This is a genomic window from Mycolicibacterium sp. Y3 (genome assembly GCF_051188035.1).
Lineage (GTDB): Bacteria > Actinomycetota > Actinomycetes > Mycobacteriales > Mycobacteriaceae > Mycobacterium > Mycobacterium fluoranthenivorans.
The window spans coordinates 5,273,372-5,296,522 of record NZ_JAVQLT010000001.1; the positions used below are offsets into that span (position 1 = coordinate 5,273,372).

The 23,151-nt window shown below is 65.6% G+C and carries 29 protein-coding genes; 18 read left to right on the forward strand and 11 right to left on the reverse strand.

Translation table 11 applies throughout. The features are described 5' to 3' along the window. Window positions 1–42: 42 nt before the first annotated feature. Both QN239_RS25700 and QN239_RS25705 read right to left on the reverse strand, forming a co-directional pair. On the reverse strand, window positions 43–336 hold the full coding sequence (locus QN239_RS25700; RefSeq protein ID WP_187098505.1) for a DUF3017 domain-containing protein: 294 nt from the start codon (window positions 334–336) through the stop codon (window positions 43–45). After that, complete coding sequence (locus QN239_RS25705; protein WP_499014669.1) at window positions 333–1,181, reverse strand: bifunctional methylenetetrahydrofolate dehydrogenase/methenyltetrahydrofolate cyclohydrolase; 849 nt, start codon at window positions 1,179–1,181, stop codon at window positions 333–335. Before QN239_RS25705 ends, QN239_RS25700 begins: the two co-directional genes overlap by 4 nt. A 38-nt stretch (window positions 1,182–1,219) precedes the next feature. On the opposite strand from QN239_RS25705, the gene QN239_RS25710 reads away from it, so the two are divergent. Both QN239_RS25710 and QN239_RS25715 read left to right on the forward strand, forming a co-directional pair. Then, window positions 1,220–2,443, forward strand: coding sequence for an NADH:flavin oxidoreductase (locus QN239_RS25710; RefSeq protein ID WP_499014671.1), 1,224 nt, complete (start codon window positions 1,220–1,222; stop codon window positions 2,441–2,443). Between the two features lie 76 nt (window positions 2,444–2,519). Further along, entirely contained in the window at window positions 2,520–5,162 is a 2,643-nt protein-coding gene (locus QN239_RS25715) for an FHA domain-containing protein (protein ID WP_499014673.1), read from the forward strand. Window positions 5,163–5,226: 64 nt separating this feature from the next. On the opposite strand, the gene QN239_RS25720 is transcribed toward QN239_RS25715, so the two are convergent. Genes QN239_RS25720 through QN239_RS25740 form a run of 5 tightly spaced genes read right to left on the reverse strand, consistent with a single transcriptional unit; the run spans window position 5,227 to window position 9,755 of the window. Beyond that, entirely contained in the window at window positions 5,227–5,790 is a 564-nt protein-coding gene (locus tag QN239_RS25720; protein ID WP_499014675.1) for a pentapeptide repeat-containing protein, read from the reverse strand. Continuing rightward, on the reverse strand, window positions 5,787–6,389 hold the full coding sequence (locus QN239_RS25725; protein ID WP_499014676.1) for a GTP-binding protein: 603 nt from the start codon (window positions 6,387–6,389) through the stop codon (window positions 5,787–5,789). The genes QN239_RS25720 and QN239_RS25725 overlap by 4 nt, the downstream gene beginning before the upstream one ends. Continuing rightward, window positions 6,370–6,738, reverse strand: a complete 369-nt coding sequence (locus QN239_RS25730) for a DUF742 domain-containing protein (RefSeq protein WP_187098500.1) — start codon at window positions 6,736–6,738, stop codon at window positions 6,370–6,372. The genes QN239_RS25725 and QN239_RS25730 overlap by 20 nt, the downstream gene beginning before the upstream one ends. A 9-nt stretch (window positions 6,739–6,747) precedes the next feature. Next, window positions 6,748–7,149 (reverse strand): roadblock/LC7 domain-containing protein, encoded by a 402-nt coding sequence (locus QN239_RS25735; protein ID WP_499014678.1) that lies wholly within the window; start codon window positions 7,147–7,149, stop codon window positions 6,748–6,750. Beyond that, entirely contained in the window at window positions 7,146–9,755 is a 2,610-nt protein-coding gene (locus tag QN239_RS25740; RefSeq protein ID WP_499014680.1) for a HAMP domain-containing sensor histidine kinase, read from the reverse strand. Before QN239_RS25740 ends, QN239_RS25735 begins: the two co-directional genes overlap by 4 nt. A gap of 277 nt (window positions 9,756–10,032) precedes the next feature. Here QN239_RS25740 and QN239_RS25745 point away from each other — a divergent pair, with 277 nt between their 5' ends. The 10 genes from QN239_RS25745 (at window position 10,033) to QN239_RS25790 (ending at window position 17,255) form a co-directional block, all read left to right on the forward strand. After that, entirely contained in the window at window positions 10,033–10,263 is a 231-nt protein-coding gene (locus QN239_RS25745; protein ID WP_499014682.1) for a hypothetical protein, read from the forward strand. Window positions 10,264–10,283: 20 nt separating this feature from the next. Next, window positions 10,284–10,442: a hypothetical protein gene (locus QN239_RS25750; protein WP_499014683.1), complete on the forward strand. Its 159-nt coding sequence runs from the start codon at window positions 10,284–10,286 to the stop codon at window positions 10,440–10,442. A 1,092-nt stretch (window positions 10,443–11,534) separates the two neighbouring features. Next, complete coding sequence (locus QN239_RS25755) at window positions 11,535–12,257, forward strand: helix-turn-helix domain-containing protein (protein WP_499016969.1); 723 nt, start codon at window positions 11,535–11,537, stop codon at window positions 12,255–12,257. A 306-nt stretch (window positions 12,258–12,563) separates the two neighbouring features. Next, window positions 12,564–12,980 carry a hypothetical protein gene (locus QN239_RS25760; protein WP_499014685.1) on the forward strand — a complete coding sequence of 139 codons (417 nt, stop codon included), beginning with the start codon at window positions 12,564–12,566 and terminating at the stop codon, window positions 12,978–12,980. After that, on the forward strand, window positions 12,886–14,766 hold the full coding sequence (locus QN239_RS25765; RefSeq protein ID WP_499014686.1) for a phage tail protein: 1,881 nt from the start codon (window positions 12,886–12,888) through the stop codon (window positions 14,764–14,766). Before QN239_RS25760 ends, QN239_RS25765 begins: the two co-directional genes overlap by 95 nt. 67 nt (window positions 14,767–14,833) lie before the next feature. Beyond that, complete coding sequence (locus QN239_RS25770) at window positions 14,834–15,046, forward strand: hypothetical protein (protein ID WP_499014687.1); 213 nt, start codon at window positions 14,834–14,836, stop codon at window positions 15,044–15,046. A 2-nt stretch (window positions 15,047–15,048) separates the two neighbouring features. Next, entirely contained in the window at window positions 15,049–15,552 is a 504-nt protein-coding gene (locus QN239_RS25775; RefSeq protein WP_499014689.1) for a hypothetical protein, read from the forward strand. A gap of 129 nt (window positions 15,553–15,681) precedes the next feature. After that, window positions 15,682–16,503, forward strand: a complete 822-nt coding sequence (locus QN239_RS25780; RefSeq protein ID WP_499014691.1) for a phage major capsid protein — start codon at window positions 15,682–15,684, stop codon at window positions 16,501–16,503. A gap of 111 nt (window positions 16,504–16,614) precedes the next feature. Then, a complete protein-coding gene (locus tag QN239_RS25785) occupies window positions 16,615–16,896 on the forward strand; it encodes a hypothetical protein (protein ID WP_499014692.1) in 282 nt (93 codons plus the stop codon). After that, on the forward strand, window positions 16,893–17,255 hold the full coding sequence (locus QN239_RS25790; protein ID WP_499014694.1) for a hypothetical protein: 363 nt from the start codon (window positions 16,893–16,895) through the stop codon (window positions 17,253–17,255). The genes QN239_RS25785 and QN239_RS25790 overlap by 4 nt, the downstream gene beginning before the upstream one ends. Window positions 17,256–17,299: 44 nt before the next feature. Here the strand turns inward: QN239_RS25790 and QN239_RS25795 are convergent, their stop codons facing one another. After that, complete coding sequence (locus QN239_RS25795; RefSeq protein WP_499014695.1) at window positions 17,300–17,569, reverse strand: hypothetical protein; 270 nt, start codon at window positions 17,567–17,569, stop codon at window positions 17,300–17,302. 168 nt (window positions 17,570–17,737) lie between these two features. On the opposite strand from QN239_RS25795, the gene QN239_RS25800 reads away from it, so the two are divergent. From QN239_RS25800 to QN239_RS25815, 4 genes are all read left to right on the forward strand, one after another. Next, window positions 17,738–18,031: a hypothetical protein gene (locus QN239_RS25800; protein WP_499014697.1), complete on the forward strand. Its 294-nt coding sequence runs from the start codon at window positions 17,738–17,740 to the stop codon at window positions 18,029–18,031. Between the two features lie 337 nt (window positions 18,032–18,368). Then, on the forward strand, window positions 18,369–18,740 hold the full coding sequence (locus QN239_RS25805; protein ID WP_499014699.1) for a Gp19/Gp15/Gp42 family protein: 372 nt from the start codon (window positions 18,369–18,371) through the stop codon (window positions 18,738–18,740). 113 nt (window positions 18,741–18,853) lie between these two features. Next, the gene (locus tag QN239_RS25810; RefSeq protein WP_499014700.1) at window positions 18,854–19,075 is read left to right on the forward strand and encodes a hypothetical protein; all 222 of its coding nucleotides are present in this window, start codon (window positions 18,854–18,856) and stop codon (window positions 19,073–19,075) included. A gap of 61 nt (window positions 19,076–19,136) precedes the next feature. Then, window positions 19,137–19,670 carry a hypothetical protein gene (locus QN239_RS25815; RefSeq protein ID WP_499014702.1) on the forward strand — a complete coding sequence of 178 codons (534 nt, stop codon included), beginning with the start codon at window positions 19,137–19,139 and terminating at the stop codon, window positions 19,668–19,670. Here the strand turns inward: QN239_RS25815 and QN239_RS25820 are convergent. Beyond that, on the reverse strand, window positions 19,654–21,183 hold the full coding sequence (locus QN239_RS25820; RefSeq protein WP_499014704.1) for a recombinase family protein: 1,530 nt from the start codon (window positions 21,181–21,183) through the stop codon (window positions 19,654–19,656). The two genes, QN239_RS25815 and QN239_RS25820, sit on opposite strands and share 17 nt — an antisense overlap. A gap of 19 nt (window positions 21,184–21,202) precedes the next feature. Between QN239_RS25820 and QN239_RS25825 the strand changes: the two genes are divergently transcribed. Next, entirely contained in the window at window positions 21,203–21,667 is a 465-nt protein-coding gene (locus tag QN239_RS25825) for a tRNA (cytidine(34)-2'-O)-methyltransferase (protein WP_499014706.1), read from the forward strand. 3 nt (window positions 21,668–21,670) lie between these two features. On the opposite strand, the gene QN239_RS25830 is transcribed toward QN239_RS25825, so the two are convergent. Then, window positions 21,671–22,312: a nitroreductase family protein gene (locus tag QN239_RS25830; RefSeq protein WP_499014708.1), complete on the reverse strand. Its 642-nt coding sequence runs from the start codon at window positions 22,310–22,312 to the stop codon at window positions 21,671–21,673. A gap of 23 nt (window positions 22,313–22,335) precedes the next feature. Here QN239_RS25830 and QN239_RS25835 point away from each other — a divergent pair, with 23 nt between their 5' ends. Beyond that, complete coding sequence (locus QN239_RS25835) at window positions 22,336–22,749, forward strand: TIGR03667 family PPOX class F420-dependent oxidoreductase (RefSeq protein ID WP_499014709.1); 414 nt, start codon at window positions 22,336–22,338, stop codon at window positions 22,747–22,749. Between the two features lie 48 nt (window positions 22,750–22,797). Here QN239_RS25835 and QN239_RS25840 read toward each other — a convergent pair whose 3' ends face one another. Then, complete coding sequence (locus QN239_RS25840) at window positions 22,798–23,019, reverse strand: hypothetical protein (RefSeq protein WP_499014711.1); 222 nt, start codon at window positions 23,017–23,019, stop codon at window positions 22,798–22,800. Between the last annotated feature and the right edge of the window lie 132 nt (window positions 23,020–23,151).

Here is a 23,151-nt window from a genome sequence, read left to right on the forward strand (position 1 = left end):
GAATTTTTGCCTAACGTGCAAGATTGCCTGATGGGCAGGTTTCTAGCTGGTGCCCAGCGGGTCGATGGTCCAGGCGATGTACAGCATGACCGCACTCACGGTGGCCGTCGTGGCGACATCGATCACCCTGGACCGCACCACCAGCAGCCCGGCCCGATCCTCGGTCAGGGCCAGGCGCAGCGCGGCGGCCACCCCGACCCCGATCGCGATCACCAACGCGCCCCGGCGCCAGTACCCGGCGACCACCAGCACGAAGGCCAGCACGAAAATCAGCCCGACAGCCAGGATGGGCCACTGCCCGCCGAAAACCTTGCGGGCGAATTCCTTGAGCGTCATGATCGTTCGGCGCGCTCGACCACATTGGTCAGCAGGAAGGCCCGGGTCAGCGGGCCCACGCCACCGGGGTTGGGCGACACGTGGCCCGCCACCTCCCACACGTCCGGAGCGACGTCGCCGGTCAGCTTGCCCTCCACCCGGCTCACCCCGACGTCGACCACCGCTGCACCGGGTTTCACCATGTCGGCGGTCACCATGTACGGCACGCCGACCGCGGCCACGATGATGTCGGCCTGGCGGGTCAGCGCGGCCAGGTCACGAGTTCCGGTGTGGCACAACGTCACCGTGGCGTTCTCGGACCGGCGGGTCAGCAGCAGGCCGAGCGGACGGCCCACCGTCACGCCACGGCCGATCACCACGACATGCGCGCCGGCGATCGGGACGTCGAACCGCCGCAGCAGGTGCACGATGCCGCGCGGGGTGCAGGGCAGTGGTGCTTCCTTCCCCAGCACCAGCCGGCCCAGGTTGGTCGGATGCAGCCCGTCGGCATCCTTGTCCGGGTCCACCCGTTCCAGTGCCGCGTTCTCGTCCAATTGGCCCCGCGGCAGCGGCAACTGCACGATGTAGCCGGTGCACTCCGGGTTGGCGTTGAGCTCGTCGATGGTGGCGTCGAGTTCGGCCTGACTGATATCGGCCGGCAGGTCCCGGCGGATCGAATTGATGCCGACCTTGGCGCAGTCGGCATGCTTGCCGCGCACATAAGCCTGCGAGCCCGGGTCGTCGCCGACCAGGATCGTGCCCAGCCCGGGCGTCCGCCCCGAAGCAGTCAACTTCGCGACGCGCTCTTTGAGATCGACGAAGATTTCGTCGCGCGTGGCCTTGCCGTCCAACGTAATCGCACCCACGGGTGCCATTCTGTCAGGCGCCGTGGCAGGCTCCGTCTATGAACAGTCCGCAGAATGTGTCCACCGATGTGTTCGGCGCAGCCCGGCTCGGTCCGGTGACCCTGCGTAACCGCATCATCAAGGCCGCCACCTTCGAAGCCGCCACGCCAGATGCCCTGGTCACCGACGATTTGATCAACTACCACCGGCTACCCGCCGCCGGTGGTGTGGGGATGACGACGGTGGCGTACTGCGCGGTCTCCCCGGGCGGCCGCACCGACGGCTGGCAGCTGTGGATGCGTCCCGAGGCGGTGCCGGGACTGCGCCGCCTCACCGACGCCATCCACGCCGAGGGCGCGGCGATCAGCGCACAGATCGGCCACGCCGGCCCGGTGGCCAACTCCCGCACCAACAAGGCGCAGGCCCTGGCGCCCATGCGATTCTTCAACCCGCTGTCGATGCGCTTCGCCAAGAAGGCCACCAAGGACGACATCCGCGAGGTGATGGCCGCGCACGCCAACGCCGCGCGACTGGCCATCGAATCCGGCTTCGACGCGGTCGAGGTCCACCTCGGGCACAACTACCTGGCCAGTTCGTTCCTGAGCCCGCTGCTCAACCGCCGCAGCGACGAGTTCGGCGGCTCCCTGGAGAACCGCGCCAAGGTGGCGCGCGGGCTGGTACGCGCAGTGCGCGAGGCCGTCGACAAATACGGGGCCGACCGGATCGCGGTCACCGCGAAGCTGAACATGAGCGACGGGGTGCGCGGCGGCATCAACACCGACGAATCCCTGCAGACGGCGAAGTGGCTCGAAGAAGACGGCGGCCTGGATGCGATCGAGCTGACCGCGGGCAGTTCCCTGGTCAACCCGATGTACCTGTTCCGGGGTGATGCCCCGATCAAGGAGTTCGCCGCCGCGTTCAAGCCACCCATCAGTTGGGGCATGCGGATGACCGGTAACAAGTTCCTCCGCCAGTACCCGTACCGCGAGGCCTACCTGCTGCGCGAGGCCAAGCTGTTCCGCGCCGAATTGAAGCTGCCACTGATCCTGCTCGGCGGTATCACCAACCGCGACACCATGGACCTGGCGATGGCCGAGGGATTCGACTTCGTCGCGATGGGACGCGCGCTGCTCGCCGAGCCCGACCTGATCAATCGGATCAAAGACGCCGAAGACCCCAGCTCTGTCCGCTCGACGTGCACACACTGCAACCTGTGCATGCCGACCATCTACAGCCACACCCACTGCGTGGTGACCGGCGCCCCCGACGCCCTGGTGCACTGATCTCGGCGCCGCCGATACCGAATCGGCATGTGCGCCGACCCATACGACGACGCCGCTACCGATAGAGTTGCAGACGATGAGCCGACCCGCCGCGCCCGCCCTGTCCGTTCGCTACGACGGGTCCGCACGGACCTTCTCCGCCGGCAACGATGTCGTCGTCGGTCGTGACCTGCGCGCAGACGTCCGGATCGCCCACCCGCTGATCTCCCGTGCACACCTGGTGCTGCGCTTCGACCAGGGCCGCTGGATCGCCATCGACAACGGCTCGCTCAACGGGATGTACGTCAACGGCCAGCGGGTGCCCACCATCGACATCACCGACGGCCAGCGCCTCAACATCGGTAACCCCGATGGTCCGCTGCTGACCTTCGAGGTGGGGCGCCACCAGGGATCGGCCGGTACGCCACCGCAGACCGCCTCCATACCGGTCACCCAGCGACAGAGCACGGCGTGGCCGACACAGCCACCGTCGTCCAGTCCCTGGCCCACAGCGGGACCGCCCGTGTCCCGGCCGCAGCCGCAGTACCCGTCGGCTCCCGGAGTGCCGGCCCACCCGCACTACCCCACCGGCCCGCACTACCCGTCCGGCCCGCAGCCGAGCGCGCCGTACCCCGCCCAGCAGAGCGCGGCGCACCCGACCTACCAGCCGCCTGCGCCCGCCGCCGACAACTACCCGCCGCCGACCACCATCGGGCCGACCGCGGTGCCGCGCAGTGGCGGCGGCGACAACATCGGCACGACGATGCTCAAGATCCTGCGCCCGGGCCGCGCCCCCGAGGTGCCGCCGGGCGGGATCAAGATCGGTCGGGCGACCGACAACGACATCGTCATCCCCGACGTGCTCGCCTCGCGGCATCACGCCACCTTGGTGCCCGTGCCGGGCGGCACCGAGATCCGCGACAACCGCAGCATCAACGGCACCTTCGTCAACGGCCAGCGGGTCGACGAGGCGACGCTGCGCGACGGCGACGTCGTCACCATCGGTAACGTCGACCTGGTCTTCGCCGGCGGCACCCTGGCTCGGCGCACCGAGACCGAGGCAGACACCCGGACCGGCGGCCTGGAGGTCCGGGGCCTCACCTGGACCATCGAGGGCAACAAGACCCTGCTGGACAACATCTCCCTGGACGCCCGACCCGGCACCCTGACCGCCGTGATCGGACCGTCCGGCGCCGGTAAGTCGACGTTCGCCAAGCAGGTCGCCGGGTACACCCACCCGACCAGCGGCACCGTCACCTTCGAGGGCCACGACATCCACGCCGAGTACGCCTCGCTGCGTTCCCGGATCGGGATGGTCCCCCAGGACGACGTGGTGCACGGTCAGCTGACCGTCAAGCAGGCCCTGATGTACGCCGCCGAACTGCGGCTGCCGCCGGACACCACCAAAGAAGACCGCGAGCAGGTCGTCATGCAGGTCCTCGAAGAACTCGAGATGACCAAACATCTGGAGACCCGCGTCGACAAGCTGTCGGGCGGTCAGCGCAAGCGCGCCTCGGTGGCGCTGGAGCTGCTGACCGGTCCGTCGCTGCTCATCCTCGACGAGCCGACGTCCGGTCTGGACCCGGCGCTGGACCGCCAGGTGATGTCGATGCTGCGCCAGCTCGCCGATGCCGGCCGTGTGGTGCTGGTGGTGACGCACTCGCTGACCTATCTGGATGTGTGTGACCAGGTGCTGCTGCTGGCTCCCGGCGGCAAGACGGCGTTCGCCGGCCCGCCGAGCCAGATCGGCCCGCAACTGGGCACCACGAACTGGGCCGACATCTTCTCCCACGTGGCCGGTGACCCGGCCGAGGCGTACCGCCGCTATCTGGAGCGCAGCGCACCGACACCCCCGGCGCCGCCGTCCGAGCAACCCGGCGATCTGGGCAAGCCCGCCAAGACCAGCCTGGTGCGCCAGTTCTCGACGATCGCGCGCCGGCAGTTCCGGTTGACCATCTCAGACCGCGGTTACTTCATCTTCCTGGCGCTCCTGCCGTTCATCATGGGCACGCTGGCGCTGACGGTGCCCGGCGACGTCGGGTTCGGCCTTCCGGTGCCCGCGATCAAGGGTGGTGAGGCACCCAACGAGCCGGGGCAGATCCTGGTGCTGTTGAACGTGGGCGCCATCTTCATGGGTACCGCGCTGACCATCCGCGCCCTGATCGGCGAGCGCGCGATCTTCCTGCGCGAGCAGGCCGTCGGGTTGTCGACGACCGCCTACCTGTTGGCCAAGGTGGCCATCTTCACCGTCTTCGCGCTGGTGCAGTCCGCCATCGCGGTCACCATCGCCATCCTCGGCAAGGGCTGGGGCGAGGGTGCCGTCGCGACCGGTCTGCTGCTGCCGCGCAGCCTCGAGCTCTACGTCGACGTCGCCGCCACCACCGTGTGCGCGGCGATGGTCGGTCTGGCGTTGTCGGCGCTGGCCAAGTCCAACGAACAGATCATGCCGCTGCTGGTGATCGCGATCATGTCCCAGCTGGTGTTCTCCGGCGGCATGATCCCGGTGACGGGCCGCATCGTGCTGGACCAGATGTCCTGGATCACCCCGGCCCGCTGGGGGTTTGCGGCAACGGCATCGACGATCGACCTGACCCAACTCGTGCCCGCCCCGCTGTCACCCGACGATTCGCACTGGAAGCACACCACCGGGACCTGGCTGTTCAACATGGGGATGCTGGCCGGCCTGTCGCTGTTCTACGTCAGCTTCGTGCGGTGGAAGATCCGCCTCAAAGCGGGCTGATTCCTTGCGATTTGTGCACGTTTACCGGCGGGCAGCGCCGCTGAACGTGCACAGATCGCCCGGTTTACTCGCCGTGGATGTCGAGGCCGTGCGCCGCGGCATAGGCCAGCCCCTGCGCGATGTCGATCCGGGCGCCGCGCACCTTCGCGGTGGTCCAGAAGGTCGGATCCAGCCGGGCGCCACGCAGATCCGCCTGCTCGAACTTGGCGTCCTGGACCCGCACGCCGGACAGATCGGCCTGGCGCAGCACCGCCTTACGCAGGTCCGCACCCACCAGGCTGGCCTCCCGCAGCCGTGATCCGGACAGGTCGATCCCGCGCAGATCGCAACCACCGAGAACGGCCAGCGTCAGGTCGACCTCCGCCATGACCACCGGCCGCAGCCGGGCATCGGTGAACACCGACCCCAGCAGGCTGCAGTTGGTGAAGGTGCTGTGCCACAGCGTGCCCCTGCGGAAGTTGCAGTTGCGGAACGCCGACCCGGTATGCACCGATTCGGTGAGGTCCACTCCGCTGAAATCGCATTCGTCGAACACCGTGCGTTCGGTGCGGATCCGGCTGAGGTCTTCCCCGCGAAAGTCGTGTCCGGTGAACTCGCGGTCCACCCAGACCTGTTCGGGTTCGGTCATGACGGCAGTGCGGCCAGGGCGTATTCGGTGACAGCGATCAGGGCGTCCCGCGCCGAGTTCCGGTCGCGGGCGTCGACCGTGACGATCGGGATGGTGTCCGACAGCGCGAGAGCCTGACGGATCGCCGCCGCAGGATGCCGCGCTCCCCCGTCGAACTCGTTCACCGCGATGATGAACGGCAGCTTGCGCGCCTCGAAGAAATCCACCGCGGCGAAACTGTCCTGCAGCCGGCGCACGTCGACCAGGATCACCGCACCGATGGCCCCGCGCACCAGGTCGTCCCACATGAACCAGAATCGCCGCTGGCCCGGCGTGCCGAACAGGTACAGCACCAGATCCTCGGCCAGGGTGATGCGGCCGAAGTCCATGGCCACCGTGGTGGTGCTCTTGTTCGGGGTGGCCTCCAGGCCGTCGACACCGGCCGACGCGTTGGTCACCAGCGCCTCGGTGCGCAGCGGCATGATCTCCGAGACCGCGCCGACGAACGTCGTCTTACCCGCGCCGAAACCGCCGGAGATGACGATCTTGGTGGAGGAGGAGCGCTTGCGCGACGACGGTGGAGGATGTGCGGTGCCTCCTTCAAAGAGCCCGTAGGCCACGCAGAGTCCTTCCGATCAGTTCGCGTCGTTCATCGGCCGATGCCGAGTCACCGAGAGTCGCGTGCACTCTCAGATACCCCTGCGTGACGAGATCTCCGATCAGGACACGCGCCACACCGAGCGGCAACGATAGACGAGCGGCGATCTCCGCGACGGACGGACCATCCCTGCCGAGTTCCAGTATCCGCGCGCGGACATCATTGCCGGGCCAACGCGGCGCCGGGCCGAAATCCAGGGTACGGATCGGCGCCTCCCACGGCAGGTGGACGGCAGACTCGGTGCGCCCGGCGGTCAGCGTGTACGGCCGCACCAGGTTGGGTTCGCCGACGTCCGATTCCCACTCGTCCACGAGCGTGGCTTACGAAGGCCGGCCGGCTCGCCGGGCCGATTGGACGACGGTGCCGACGCGTTCGACGAGGATGGCCATCTCGTAGCCGATCTGCCCGATATCGCCGGACCGGGCGGCCAGCGTCGCGAGGTTGGACCCGTCGCCGACCCGCATCAGCAGCAGGTAACCGTTCTCCATCTCCACGATCGACTGCATGACGTGGCCACCCTCGAACAGCTGCGCAGCCCCCGTCGACAGGCTGGCCAGCCCGGATGCCACCGCAGCCAGCTGGTCGGCGCGCTCGATCGGCATGTGCTCGCTGGCCGCCATCAGCAGGCCGTCGGCAGATACCAGTACGGCGTGCGTCACCCCGGACACCTCGTGGGCGAACTTGGAGACCAGCCAGTCGAGAGACTCACGGGTCGTCGTCATTCGGGTTCCTCCGTGGGGGCGAGCGAAGCGACGGGATGTTCACCGGGGGCGAGCGAAGCGACGGGATATTGACCGTCGCGAGCATGGGTGCGGCCCGCGTGCACACCTCCGAAGTGGCTGCTCAGACTGGCCCGTACGGCGGCCGGGTCCGGCAGCGGTCCGGTGTCGAACTCGTGGTCGGCAGAGTCAGATGCTACCGGGGTCCCGGTGTCGGCCGCCTGACCCGTCCCGGGCACCAAGCGGGCACCGGGCCGGCGCACCGGGAGACCGTCGGGGGTGTGCTCGGTGACCGGTGCGTCCTCGGCGGCCGCTGCGGCGGACCAGCCGTTGTCCCACACCGACTTCCAGTCCAGGTCGGCGCTCGTCCCCAGATCGGTCGGATCGACCAGCCATTCCGACAACATCTTCTGATAGATGGCATCCTCGGAGCCGCTGCCGGATTCACCGTGCGACGGTACCGCGGGCGGGTCGTCGCGTACCTGTGCCCGGGCGGCGAAGAACGCCGAGGTGTCAGCGGGCTGGTCGACCGGCCGGACCTCCGACTCGGCGTCCGGGGAGCCGGACGCGATCCCGCTGGCCCCTGGATGACGTTGCGGGAGAAGGAAACTCTGCTCTTCTCCGGTGGGTTCGGGTTCGGGTTCGGGTTCGGCGATGGGCCGGTCGAACACCGGCGGCGCCACCGAGGTCACCGGCGCCGGGACGAAATCGGCGAACGGGGCGGTGGCGAAATCGCCGACAAGCAGGGCTTGCGGCACATACACACCGGCGGTGGTACCCGATGCCGGATTCCCGGCCTCGGTGCTGCGCAACCGCACCACCAACCCGTGGGTCACCGCAAGGCGCCCGATGACGAAGTGCCCCATATGCCGCGCGGTGTACGGGTTGATCTCGCCCCCGGACTGCAGCCGGATGTTGGCGACACGGAGATCGGCCTCGGTCATCCCCAGCCCCTCGTCGCCGACCTCGATGACGAGCGCACCGTCGCCGGTGTGGACGGCCGACACCCGCACCGTGGTGCTGGGCGGCGAGTACCGCAGCGCGTTGTCCATCAACTCGGCCAGGACGTGCACCAGGTCCGCGGCCACCGCGCCACTGATCTCGCTGTCGGGTACGGATCCGGTGACCACCCTGGTGTAGTCCTCGACCTCGGAAGCCGCGGCGTGCACCACCGCTGCCAGCGGCACCGGACCGGACTGCTCGCGGGACACCTTGGTGCCCGACAGCACCAGCAGGTTCGCGCCGTTGCGGCGCATCCGTGCGGCGAGATGATCCAGCCGGAACAGGCTCTGCAACCGTTGCGGGTCGGCCTCATCGCGTTCGAGTTCGTCGATCAGGGCGAGCTGCTGATCCACCAGCGACCGGCTTCGCCGCGACAGCGTCTCGAACATGTCGCTGACCTGAAGCTGCAGGCGGGCCTGCTCGCCCGCCAGCAGGACGGCCTGTTCGTGCAACTCGTCGACCGCGTGCGCGACCTGGCCGATCTCCTCGGTGGTGTGCACGGGCAGCGGGCGGATCGGACCGGGATCGCCACCGGAGCGCACCTGCTCCAACTCGCGGGCCAGGTCCTTGTGCGCAACCTTGAGCGCGCCGTCCCGCAGCCGGCGCAAGGGCCGGACCAACGAACGCGCGGCCAGGGCCACCACCGCCAGGGCTACCAGGATGGCGCCGACGACGACGATTGCGTCCCGGATGGCGGTGGTGCGCTGCTTGGCGGCCTGGCTCTCCACCGCGGCGGTCACCGACGCCGAGGTGTCGGCGATGATCTTGCCGGCGATCTCGTTGGTGACCTGGATCGACTGGGCGAGGTCGGGGTTGTTCGCCAGTACCGCCGCCGGGTCGGACATCATGCCCATCCGGCGGACCATCTGCTCCTGCAGCTTCTGCGCTTCCGCCGACCCGACACCGAGCACCTGGCTCATCCCGAACAGTGTCGACGGTTCGGTACCGGCCAGGGTGATCATCGAGGTGCGCAGTTCCGGCTCGGGCAGCTCAGCACCACCATTGACCAGCAGCTGCTGCATCATCATCTGTCCGCGCGCCCCGACGGCCCGGGACAAGCCCAGCGTTTCGGCACGGATCTCCTCGTCCTCCACCCGCACCGAGCCGTTGATCGCATCCTCCGCGGTCAACAGGATGGGGGCGTAGGTGGTGATCCGGTCGCGCAGGCCGATGCTGTTGGAGCTCACCCCGTCGAGCAGTTGTCGACCACCCTGCAGAATCGCATCGACGCCTTTGACGACGTCGGGCACCGCGTCGGTGCCGGTGAGCTTGTCCGCCAGGGCCTTACGACGCGAGTCGAACGCACTCAGTGCCTGCTGGGCGTCGGCTCCCGTGGAGTTGGCCAGCAGCGCAGAATCCAACGCGGCCATGTAGTCGGTGATGGCGGGAACCAGTTCGGCGCGGTCGGCGGCGCGCCGCAACTCGGCGGCGGTACTGAATCCGGAGTAGATCCGCAGGCCGCCGAGAACGCCGGCGAGCACGAGCGGAACCAGGGCGATGGCAAGCACTTTCCAGCCGACGGGCCAGTTGCTCAGCGCCCAGCGCGACGGCCTACGTACCGGAGGCGCCGCGTCTTGCGCTGTGGCGTGGGTGAATTCGTCGCTCATCGGCTTCCTGCTGCGTTTGCCCGCACAGGGGCCGGCGTGGCACGCCTGTCGCAATTTTTCGAGTATGACAGCCGTATGCAGCGCTTTCTACAGTTCACAGGTAACGCGCACAGTTCGTGACCGAGATGTTGCTCGGTTGTGTGATAGCGCGGATGACATCATCGTCGGATGTTCCGCGTGCTGTTCTACTCATCGCACAGCATCTTTCGCAAAACACTACCCGGGAGGCAGAGCTATGCCCGTGAATCTGGTCCTCACACTCTTAGGTGACAACGTCATGATGACGGAGGAATACGCCCGCCCTAATTGGCTTTTCGTCGCCCGATTCGATGATCCCGCCACGGGCCGCACGTGGCGCGCGGTCTACGCGAGCACCTGGCTCGATGACGGCGACCCGCTGTACGAACCGGCCCAGGCACTCATCGACGGGGGCGCGGAGTTGCGCCGGGAACTGATCCTGGACGACTACATGATCGGCCAGGGCGAGCTAAGGCTGTTCGCGGCATGACCCGCGATACGGTCGACGGCATGACCGACCCACTGAAAGACGCTATCGACAGGCTCATCGACCAGAAGGGCGACGACGACAAGCTCGTCGGCCCTCCCCGAGTTTGGCAGGCAGATCCGGCCAGCGAGCGCACCGACCCCGCGACTCAAACGACCACGTTCACCTCGCCCACGGAGTGAACCGCATCACATACAGGCTGGCAGGCGAGGGGAAACCCGAAAACCCTCATGTACTACTGGTGGGAGAGGGTAGAGCCTCTCGGGCTGTGAAGTACGTCACAAATAGCGCTAGCCCGCGCCCAAGCTCGAAAAGTCTCACCTACTACTGGGGGGAGAGGGGCGAGGTCCCCTCTGGAGCTCATATTTGTGAACTACGTCACACCGTAGCGCTCTGACCTGCGGCGACACGCCCGACCGCGGGATGCGCTTCGGGTAAACCTGAAATCCCTAACCTACTACTGGTGGGAGAGGGTTACCGCCTCTCCCCGAACTTGCCCGCCGTGCGGCACCCGCTGAGAACGTCCCTTCCCTCGGAGTGCGCCCGGGCAATGCGGACGCAAGTCCGCCTCTGCCGTCACCGTCCCGTTCAGCTGTGGTGGCGGCTGTAGCTTCCCGCTGGCCTTGGAACAGCCACAGCGGGTAGAGAGCGTTTCGCTCTTTCCTCTCTGAGATCGCCCCCGGTGTTCGCCCACCGGGGGCCTTCTTTTTGACCACTTACCGATCCGTGTATCGAAACGAGATGAACATGACCGAAACACGTTGCCGTAGCGGGCGACACGTCATCCGGTCTTCCCAGGACCGCCGACCGAACGGCGGTTGCGCCGCGTGCCAGCGGGAGAACAACCGCAGGCACCAACAGAAGATCAGAGATCAGGCCGCGCTTCTGCGGCAGCTGATCAACGAGGCCACTGCTTTGAATCTGGCAGCGACCAGCGAGTTAGCCACTCGCATAAAGACTTCCGTCAAATGATGGAGCACCCCGCCTAGATGGCGGGTCAACCCACGATGGGAAAGGCATGCAATGGCATTCACACTTAACGGTCTCCCCCCGGAGACAATCGACTACATCGCTGGACTTCGCACAGAGTGCAAGCGCAGCCGCACACAGCGCAACGCCGCGCGGCGGGAGGCTGAGCGTCTTGGGGCAGAGGTCGAACAGCTCCGCTCCGAGCTGGAGGCTCTGCGCGCCGCGGCGGGCGAGTGAACGCATTCGAGTGGTCGCGGCTCTACTTCCGAAACGAGGACAGAGGGCTTAGGCACACCAAAGCCACGATGGCCGCGTTGTACTCCTACGCGGACTTCAACGACCTGACTTGCTACCCGTCGCAGTCAACACTGGCCCGCGTGACGGGCTCGGCGGTGGAGACGGTGCGGAGGCACGTTCAGAAGAACGTTGACGCCGGTTGGCTCGTGGTGGTCGAAAAAGGGAGCTCCTTCAAGAGTTCGACTCTCTACCGACTCGCCGTTCCGACTCCCCTCCCTGCCGAGGGGAGTCCGACAAGCACACAGGGCACACTCCCCTCACTTACGAGGGGAGTCACAGACCAACTCCCCACAGCCACGAGGACAACCCCCCTCACTCACGAGGGGGGTACTCCCCTCACCAGTGCCCGCCTAACTACTCAGGTAACTATCCAGGAACCACCCATCAAGGGTGGTTCTATAAATAACCACTCTGACCCTTGGGGGTCAGGTGGGAATGATCTTCCACCCACTGCAACAGCACAGGTTTCGACCCCCCTCACTCACGAGGGGAGTTACTCCCCTCACCCACGAGGGGAGCCGGGCCCTTGGGCAATCCCGCCGCCGGTCGACCATGAGCGTCTTCTACTCGACGCGCTGGCGTCCGGGCCGATTCACCCGCAACGGGTGCAAGGCATCACGGGCCTACCCGCCCACGAGAACACCGCACTAGTTCTCCGACTCATCGCGGCCGGGTCTGTCGTCCACGACAGAGACGACCCGGACCGCCAACAGCTCCGTTTGGCGGGCTGACCCACACAGAGATACCAACCACTACCCCTTCGGGCTCCAGCGGCGACGCTGGGGCCTTTTTTCATGCCCTCTGAAAGGAGGTGACCCCCTTTGGCAGATGGATCAGGTGGCAAGGAAGTCGGCCGGATCTCAATCCGGGTCGTCCCCAACACAACCAAGTTCCGCGAGCGGCTCCGACAGAAGCTCGGCGAGGTCGAGCGCCAGCTGTCCGCAGAGATTGCGGTGGACGCTGGCCTGGACGCGTCACAGGCCCGGACCGAATTCCGCGCCCTCATAGCCAACATGCGTGGGCAGGCAGCCCGCGGCGTGGACATCAACGTCGGGATCGATCGCAACCAGATCGGTCGGCTTTCCGGCTCGCTCACCAAGGCGATGGCCGGTATCAGCGATTCAGCCTCAAGCGCAGGGTCTTCGCTCGGCGCGTTGGCCAGTCGCGGCCCGGCACTTGCAGCCGCTATCGCCGCTGCTCTGGCTCCGGCCACGGCGTTGATTGCGGGCCTGTTGGCCGGTCTGCCCTCGTTGGCAGCCGGTTTCGGGGCAACCGCGGGCGCTATCGCGCTCGGCCTCGACGGGATCAAGAAGTCCGCCGAGACGCTCAAACCCGCAGTTCGACGCACTCAAAGCGTCGGTGTCCGGTGTATTCGAGCAGCGGTTTACCCCGATCTTCGATCAGCTCAAGTCGGTGTTCCCGGTGCTGGATACGGGCATGAAGTCCGTCGCTAACGGCATCTCGGACATCTTCCAGAGGGTCGCGGATGTAGCGACGTCGGGAACCGGACTAGCTCAGCTGCAACAGATCTTGGGCCAGACAGGCACGTTCCTGACACAGCTGGCCCCGACAATCGGCACGTTCACGCAGTCGTTCCTCACACTCGCGTCCTCGGGCGCGTCGGCGTTCGGGCAGCTGCTTACCCCGTTGCAGACATTCGCCACCGGGTTCAACGACATGGTCAACCGGATCACGTCGAACGGATCATTCGAGAGCGCTATGGGCGGTCTCTCGCAGGTTCTGACCTCGGTGTTGGGACTGTTCAACCGGCTGATGGAGTCCGGCGTGACCGCCATGGGCCAGCTCGGCGGTCCGCTGTCGACGATGATCAACGGTCTCGGTGACGCGTTCATCGCGGCCATGCCCGCGCTGACATCGTTCAGCGCGACCATCGGCGGCCTGGTGGGGACGCTGGGCAGCCAGCTTGGCCCCGTAATCACCGCACTGACACCGGCTTTCACGTCGCTGATGTCCGCCCTCGGCGAAGGGCTGACCGGGAACCTGCAAGCGTTGGGTCCGGTTCTGACTCAGATTGCGACCGCGCTCGGAGGTGCGATCAAGACGGCGGTCGATGCCCTTGCCCCGAAGATCCCCGAGTTGGTGGCCAATTTCAGTCAGCTAGCTCAGACGGTTGGCCCGCTACTGGCGTCAGCTATCGAACGGATCACGCCGTTGATTCCGGCGATTGTCGGCGGACTCACGTCGTTGTCACAGGTCGCTGTGACCGTCGTGACCGCTATCGCTGGCGCGATCAGCAAGCTTGACGAATGGCGCGCAGCGTTCGCGTCCGGAGTCGCAGACATCGTGACCAAGGCCCAAGACATGGCGACGGGCGTTGTTACCGCACTTTCGACGCTCGCACATGCGGGCATCGACGCGGGCAAGAACCTCGTCCAGGGACTGATCAACGGCATCGGCGGGATGATCTCCGCAGCCGTGAACAAGGCCAAGGAACTGGCCAGCTCGGTCGCAGGGGCGGTGACGTCCTTCCTCGGTATCCACTCCCCGTCTCGGCTGATGGCCGAGTACGGCATGAACACCGGCCAGGGCTTCATCAACGGCATGGACTCGCAGAAGTCCGACATGGTCGAGACCGCGAAGGCGCTGATGCAGGCCATCAAGGACGTGTTCCAAGACACGAACGGCCTGACGATCAACTTCAACTTCGGTGCGGCGATGTCCGCGATGTCGTCGTTCGCTTCTGCGGCATCGGATCTGAAGTCGACTACGTCGTCAGCCATCTCGGGAGCCGTCCCCGTCCAGAAGATGTCGGATGAGACCAAAGAGATGAAGGCCCAGCTGGATCTTCAGCAGCAGGACTTGGAACTCCAGAAGAAGCGCCTGGCCGTCGAGAAGGCACAGACCGCCGACAAGGCGGCTCGGGCTGAAATCCAGGCTCAGATCGACGCTTTGGATCTCCGGAAGAAGAAGCTGGCTGTCCAAGAGCAGGAGCTGAAGGTCGCGCAGCAGTACACGGGTGAGGTCCAGAACCAGGCCAGCGTGTTCGACGGCATGGCGGAGAAGGGCTTCAACATGCCGCTCGACTTCGCCAAGGCCCAAGGGCAGCAACTGATGTCGGATCTCGGTATCAGCGGCAACGGTGCGATCCCCCAGATCGCCGGTGCGGCACTGGATTCGGGCGCAAAGACGATATTCAACTTCACCGTGGCCAACATGGACGACGCGATTGCCGGAATGCGCGCGCAGCAAAACAAGGAATCGCTCCAGCATCGCCGCTAAGCGGTTAGAGCACCGAGACCCCCGGCAACCGGGCCGGGGGCTCGCCAATGTAGGGAAGGGATGAAAAATGACGCATTGCAAGGACTTCGATTCGTGGTGGGAGAGGTTCGGCCAGCCTTACGAGGCCGCGGTGATCGCCAAGGGCGGCACCCCGTGGGTTAACGACCCCGTCAAGCGACCGAAGATCGCCGCGACCCTCGGCCTGCCCGAGGACACCCCCGATATGGAACTACGGCGCGCCCTCTGGCTTGGGCGTGGCCGCACCGGAAAGAGGAACTGAGGATGACCGCACCCACCCCGCTCGACGTAGCCAACGGAATTACCGGCCCAGCGTCCACGGAGATCGACGAACACACCGACCCTGGCACTCCGGTGACCCCCGACGTGAATAAGTCTCTCGCAGAGGCTAACGCCCGGTATCTGCGTGAGCGGGACGAGGCTCGGGAGGCTGTAGCCGCCGCGGAGACCCGCCTATCCCAGCTCCAGCGGAACGAGATCGAACGGCTTGCGGCCGAAAGGCTCTCGCATCCTGCGGACGTTTTCACGTTGTCCGGCAACGACGTTGTAGATTACCTGGACGAGAACGGCAACGTAGACCCCTACAAGGTTGCGGCTGATGTTGGCGCGATCATCGCGGAGCGTCCGGGAATGAGCAAACACGCTCGGGCGTACGACCCCTCGCAAGGGGCGTGGAGCGAACCGTCAACGGTTCCGGCAGAGCCCGCGTTTGTCGATCTGTTCCATGGAACAGGCGGCACACGCGTAGGCAGGCGCATTACCGGATGACCTGAGCGCCGGTTTGATCTGCGATCCACCCGGCCGCTAACACCATGCCTCTGAGAGGCAAACCCGAGGACTGACCCGAGGTCGGTCCTTTTTTCATGTCTAACAACACATCCCAAGGAGAACCATCACATGGCAATGCAGCATTCAAACACCGCTGACACCTGGACCCCGGCAGACTTCGGCAAGGTCCTGAACAAGGCGATCCAGGCCAAGTCCACTGCGTTCAAGGCAGCCACGCTATTCAGTACCGACAAGGTTAAGGTCCAGTTCCCGCTGTGGGTGTCCGACCCGGCTGTGTCGTGGCTGGACGAGCTGGAACTGATCACCCCGACCGATGGCTCCACAGGTGAGGTCGTCGTCATCCCGTCTAAGGTCGGCGGCATCGTCACGCTGTCCAACGAAATCGCGAAGGATACTGATCCGCAGATCGCTGACCAAGCGGCTGCTGGTATCGCTAACCAGATCGCCAACTCGATCGATGCGGCGTTCCTGGCGAACACCACCCCGAAGGCCAACAACGGCCTGTTGTCTGTCGCCTACTCGACGGTTGACACGGGAGCTTCTATCACCAACGAGGACCCGTTCATTTCGGCCATCTTCAAGGCCCAGGGTGTCGGCGCGAACATCGACCGATGGGTGATGAACCCGACTGTTGCTGAGACCCTGAGCAAGCTCAAGAAGGGCACCGGATCGAACGAGCGTCTGTTGCAGTTCACTACTGACGGCGCGGTCATCGCCGGTGTCCCGGTGTTGACCGACCCCAAGGTTGATGCAGCTACGTTCGCCTGGGGTATCGACTCCACCCGTACCAAGGTCGTGCTCCGCCAGGGCACCGAGATGGAGCGGTTCGACGTTCCGCGTCAGGACGCCATCGACGTGCGGGGCATCGCCCGCGTGGGTTTCGGGTTCCTGCACCCGGAGTCGATCGTGCGGCTCTACGACGCCACCTGATCGTAAACGGCTCCGCCACAACTGAATAACACAACAGAGAGTGCCGCCCTTGCGAACGGACAGGGGCGGCTCTCTGCTGTCTACCCCCAATAGGGAAGGGAAAGAACAGACTTGAACGAAAAGACATGTGCCCGCGAGGGCTGCTACCGCAAGGCACGGGGTGTATACGACACCTGCTCAACACAGTGCACGGTGGCTCACCACGAGTTGCAAAAGGCCGAAGTGGTATGCCGAGAGATCCCGGGCAGCGCTTCCGAACTATGGGCCGCGGCTGTGGCCTACTCCGACGCACTGACCGAGCTGCGCCGAGTGTCCGGTGACACGTACCGGCTGGCGATGCTGGACGGGTTCCCGCGTGAACGTTGGGCCGAGATCCAGCGGGGCAAGCTGTGATCGAACTATTCCAGCTGCTCGCGAAAGACATGCTCGTTGTGGGTGACCAACAGCGTATCGACGCGTGGATCAAACCCGGTGTCCCAGCAGGCAAAGACAGACGCGTATGGGGCCTCAAGTATTACGCCCGCCGGGCGGGTTTGGTGTTGCACACCGCGCGCTCGCTGGGCAACGAGGACTTGTCATACGACCTCGTCGAGTCATTATTCAACCAGGGCAGGATGGTTGATAGCCGCTACATGCTGTACGTGTCACCGGAATACCGAGACGTCCCGCTGAGCGAGCTGGACACGCTGCTACCCATGCGGACCGTTCACGATGACCTCGGATCTGTGTACGTCAGCCCTCCACTGAGCTAGGGTCTTTGGCACCTCCCTCCCGTTCGAAAGCCGGGAGGGGGGTCCTACTCCTCAGCTGGCCTATCGGCTGGCGCTGTCTTGAACGCCACCTGGATCATGTATCCAGAGGGGTCTCCCTTGACCGGGTAGAGCGTCCAGCTCCCTGTTGCGGGGATCGAGACCTCAACCAGCCTGTCCCCGTTCGCTTTCGCTGCTTTGGTTAGCGTCTCCCGGACAAACTCCTGTTGACGCCAGCCGGGGTGTTGAAGGAAGTCCTGCGGCACACCGACGCTCTCGTAGCGCTCGGTGATGTTGTCGTTGTCGCCCTCGGCCATGCCCGCGATCGTAGACCCCCCACGGGGGATACCCCTGCCCCGGAGTCTCCCTATCGGTTAGTAATGCGGGTGCCCCACCCTGTGGGCTTTGGAACTTGAATTTTTGGACTAAACGCCCTGATCAGGGCATAAAAGCGGGCTGAAAATGTGCCCATCTAGGAGTGTAAAGTGGCGATGCCTCACGGCCTGAACTACCAAGGCCAGAAGCTCTGGCAATCCATCACTGCCTCGTTCGGCAAGCTCGAAGATGACCCGGATAAGCGGCGGATTCTGGAGGATGCCTGCCGCACAGCAGACATCATCGACGATCTTGAGAAGGGCCGGAGAGGCCAACCGCTGATCGTTCAAGGCTCCACGAAACAGCCCGTGGTTAACCCGCTCATCGCGGAGTTGCGGGTGCAGCGGGGGTTACTTGCCCAGCTGATAGGCCGGTTGAACTTCGCGGTTCGGGAGGAGGACTAGTGGTCAGTGGCCGAGGTAGCGGGATGAGGCCCACCTACCGACTGAGCAAGTCGAAACCGAAGCGCGGGCCATGCCCGTGCTCGCTGGTCGGTCGAGAATGCGTCGGCCATGGTGAGCCGCTCGTCGGCGTTAGCTTCGCCGAAGCGATGCGCGCCCGGATGATGGCGTCCAAAGCAGATGACCACCACGTGTATGCGTCGTCTTGGTCGTCGCCTCCCCCGGCGCCGCCGTCCGATGACGACGAATCGACCAACTGCGAACAAACCGAGCACCTGGCCGACACATGGAAGAACGAACCCGCACGCCGCCGCGTGCCTTACACCGCAGCGAGGGACCGATGACCTACGCAACACCCGCCGACGTTCAGGCCCGCTTGGGCCGGGAACTGACGCCCGAAGAGACCGCCCTTGTCGATGTCCGCCTCGCGGACGTAGAGAGGCGCATCCGCCGCCGTATCCCCGATCTTGACGCCAGGGTGGCCGCGAACGACCTGGACGCCGACGACGTGATCCAGGTCGAAGCTGACAGCGTCCTCCGCCTCGCTCGCAACCCCGAGGGGTACTACAGCGAGAGCGACGGGAATTACGCCTACACGTTCGACCGCAGCGCTGCCAGCGGTCGACTGGAGGTCACCACCGAGGACTGGGAGACCCTCGGTGTCCGGGCCTCTCGAATGTCGGTCCTCGCTCCGAGCTTCGGTGCCCGATGAGCTTGCTACACAAGGGCACTGAGACGATAACCGTATTCCCGGAGGAGTTGGCTACCGACCGCGACGGGAACCGCATAGGCCGACCGTCCGCGGTTGGTGTGGTGTGCAAAGCGGTGGTTCAGTTCATCTCGTCCGCTGACGACGCCGCCCTCGTAGGTGGCGACGGCACCGTGTCCAAGTACCGGGTCCGCCTCGCGGGGTGGCACGGCGGACCGCTGGGCAATAAGTCCCAGATCGACTGGCAGGGCGATCGATACGTCTTGGACGGAGAGCCCCGGGTGTTCAACGGCAGCAAACGGACGGCTCACGTCGAGTACGTGATGGTGCGGAGGTAGAGAGCGCCGTTTGACATTGCACGAAATTGCCTGCTGTACAAGGGTTTTATAGGTTCACCCGGTGACTGAGCGAATCGTAATCACCGGGGCACTAGACCCGAAGATCGCCCCCAGGGCGCTGGCCGGGCTGATGGCGTCCGTTGCGGAGCTACGGCCGGACAAAGTCGTCTGCTTCGAAGGGGCGACGAAACTGCTGGATGCCCTCCGAGAGGTGCACGACGGGCCCATCGGGGTCCATATAGGCGAGAAAATACCCGGTGTCGTACAGCTACCTGAGGTGTACGACATCGCGCCGGGTTGGGTGAGCATCCCCGGTCAAGCCACCTGTCCAGGCTCCCGCATCGCGGGTAACACCGCGCTGAACGCCGCCAAGCGGTTCAACAAGTCGGTCGTGATGGGACATACCCACCGGTTGGGGATGGGCTCGTACACCACCGGCTACGGCGGCGACAGCCCCAGAACCGTCACGGGTGTGGAGGTCGGCACGCTGGCCGACACCCGCGGCAAGCGCCGGACAGAGGGGTGGCAACAGGGGTTCGCCTTGCTCATGGTGAGCGGCGGGTCTGTTAGTTGCTCCCTCACGCCTCTGCGCTGAAGGACTCTTCAGCCGGACGAGCGGGGTCCTGATCGATGATGAACTGCCACGCCCCGCTGTTCCACTTCGAACGGCGACCCTCCAGCGAGATACCCACGCGCACCTTCATGCCAGCACGCACGAGCATCTCTCGACGCTCGTCGGTGGTCGAACGTTGCCACTCTTCCCCGTACGTGCCTCCCGTCGCCCGGTACTCCCATCGGGCCTCGCGGGCGGGCGCGGATTCCAGCTCGGCTATCCGAGCATCTACCGCGGCGATCTGCTGCGCCAGCTTGCCCTTCGCGGTAGCTGATGACAATCTCCCCACCATCGCGGTCAGCTCATCGAGCGCCGCGAGGTTCTCCCGTAGTTCCGTCTCACGACTGTCTCCCGGCACCCAAACACGCTCTTTCAGGGGCTGATTCGCGTACTTATCGAGAAATTTCTCCTCCATCAGCTCCAGCAGCTCGTCCACCGGAATCGATGCCGTGCACTTGCTCGGGCACTTGTAGTAGGCGTATGAGTCCCTGCCCCGCTTGGGGCTATGGGCGGTGTGATGCAACGGCGAACCGCAGAAGTAGCAGACCACCACACCTGCCAACGGAGACACGTCAGCACGCTTCGCGTTGCGGCGGGATTCTTGGATGCGGTCCAAGTGAGCTTGCACGAGCTCCCACTCGTCGTCGGTGACGAGCGGCTCAGCCATCAGCAGGGGTTGGCCGTCACTGTCCCTGACGGTCTGCCCGTCGTGGTGCACATGACCACGGAGGGCTTTGTTCCTCAGCATGTTCCGTAGCGGCGAGACGTGCCACTTCCCCGGGGCATCCTCGGGGGTGACCTTGATCCCTGGCTGGTTGCGGCGCAGCGCCGCGTAATACTGCGCGGGTGTCCGGATACCCTCGGCCGTCAGTTCGGCCGCGAGGCGGGTCAGAGAGCCGCCCTCTAGTGCGGTGTCTACGATCCTCCGCACGATCGCGTAGGCGGCGGGATCGATCACCAGCCGCTTACCCGGTCCGTCTTCCCGGTCGACGGTCAGATACCCGTACGGCGGTTTCCCACCGGGCCAGCGCGCAAGCTCGCGTAGCTTGGCTCGGGACGAGCGACTCCGCTCCCGGATCGCCTCTAGCTCCCCCTCCGCAAGGAAGGCGATCACGTTGGCGATGAGCCGCCCAACGGGTGTCGAAAGGTCGATCGACTCCGAACACGACACCACCGTCTTGTCGTGGTCCAGACACCACCCGAACAGCTTGTTGAGGTGGATGGCGTTCCGACTCAGCCGGTCCAGCTTCCACACACAGAGGGTGTCCCACTCGGGTGCGCGGTGGTCCAGCCACTCTCCCAACGCTGGCGCCTCAAACGGGTCGATTGAGCCGCTGACGTCCACGTCTTCGGCCCACCCGACGATGGTGTGACCGTTCATCGTCGCCCACTGCTCGATCACCTCCCGCTGGCGCGGGATGCTGGTTGACTCGTCTTTCGCCACCGACAGCCGGAGGCGCCCGAGGACGCGCCGACCTGGCGTGTTGCTTGACATGAGGGAAGGATACAGTGTTTTGTACAGAGTGATGTTCGTGTCACCCCGGATCGCGCCGAACACCGGAAACGCGATCCGGATGGTGGCGGCGACGGGCTGCGAACTGCACCTTGTCGAGCCGCTCGGCTTCGATCTGTCCGAGCCGAAACTGCGCCGGGCCGGGTTGGACTACCACGACCTGGCGTCGGTCACGGTGCATGCCGACCTGGCCTCGGCGTGGGCAGCGCTGATGCCGGCCTCGGTGTACGCCTTCACCGCGCACGCCGACACGTCCTTCGCCGAGGTGTCCTATCAGCCCGGCGATGTGTTGATGTTCGGCCCGGAGCCGACCGGCCTGGACGCCCAGACGCTCGCCGATCCGCATATCACCGCCCGGGTGCGTATCCCCATGCTGGACGGCCGGCGCTCACTGAATCTGTCGAACGCGGCCGCGGTGGCGGCGTACGAGGCGTGGCGCCAGCACGGGTTCGACGGCGCGGTATGACCGTTACCAGGTGTCCCAGTGCGCGAACTGCTCCGCCGGCAGCCGCTTGGCCTTCTTGAAATCGGTGCCCTTGGTATAGGCGATCGGGAACAGGCCGGCCTGCGAGTACTTCTCGAACGGGATACCGAGCAGTTCGGCGGCTTGCCTCTCGCCGTCACCGAGCAGGTGCAGTGTCGTCCACGCCGAACCCAGTCCGCGGGCGCGCAGCGCGAGCATGAAACTCCACACCGCGGGCAGCAGTGACCCCCAGAACGAGGCGCTCAGCCCGGCGGGCGCACCGTCGGGCCGGCCCTCCAGGACCGGGATCAACAGCACCGGGGCCTTCTCCATGTTCTCGTTCAGGTAGCTCGCCGAGGACCGCACCGCGTCGATCTGCTCATCGCGGGCGTCACCGAAGGAATCCTTGGGCGAGGCCAGGTACGGGGTGGCGTTGGTGCGGTAGATGTCGGCGATGGCCTTCTTCTTTGCCTCGTCCTCGATGAAAACCCATTGCCAGCCTTGGGCATTGGAACCTGTCGGTGCTTGTAACGCCACGTCCAGGCATTCGAGCAGCACCTCGCGGGATACCGGCTTGTCGAAATCGAGACGCTTGCGCACCGAACGCGTGGTGGTGAGGACTTCGTCCGCGGACAGGTTGAGTGTCATACCGCGAGACTACATTCGCGTCCATGACCACTGAATTGACAGCGGATATCGCAGACCGGCTGAGAACCGACGACTACGGCTGGCTCACCACCGTCGCCAAATCCGGCCAGCCGGTGCCCAAACTGGTGTGGTTCTACTTCGATGGAACCGACATCGTCGTCTACACCACGCCGAGTGCGGCCAAGGTCCGTCACATCCGCAACCACCCGCAGGTCAGCCTGAACCTCGACTCCGACGGCCACGGCGGCGGGATCGTCGTGATCGGTGGCGCCGCCCGGATCGATGCCGACGGGGTCGACGGTCGCGAGGACGCGCCGTACTGGGCCAAGTACGAGGCGGCCGCCGCACAGTTCGGGCTGACCGAGGCGATGTCCGGGTACAGCACCCGCATCAAGATCGGCATCGACCAGGTGTGGATCACCCCGACCGAGGGCTGACACACCGAAAGCCTCTCCCCCGTCCGGGAAGAGGCTTTCGGTGGTTGATCAGCGGTTCTGCAGGTGCGCGATACGGGCCGGGCCGTGGTTGTTGTGCCAGCCGGGCATGGCGGTCGGGGCCGGGTGGGCGTAGGTGTCGGGGCTGTAGGAGTAGCCCGGCCCGCTCGGGGTGGTGGTCGTGGTGGCCGCGGCGGCGGTGCCGGCCAGGCCGAGGGCGCCGGCGCCCAAGATGCCGGCGGTGACGATGCTGAGTCCGAGGGTCTTGATCATGTTCGTAATCCTTTGCGTGAGTGAGGCTTTGGTTTGTCTTGTCGGCTTGTTTCGCCGTTGAGACAAGAATGCCCCGGTTCACGCCCGGGATCTGTCGGGTGACCGGTGGATGCACCGGGTGAACTGCGTGTC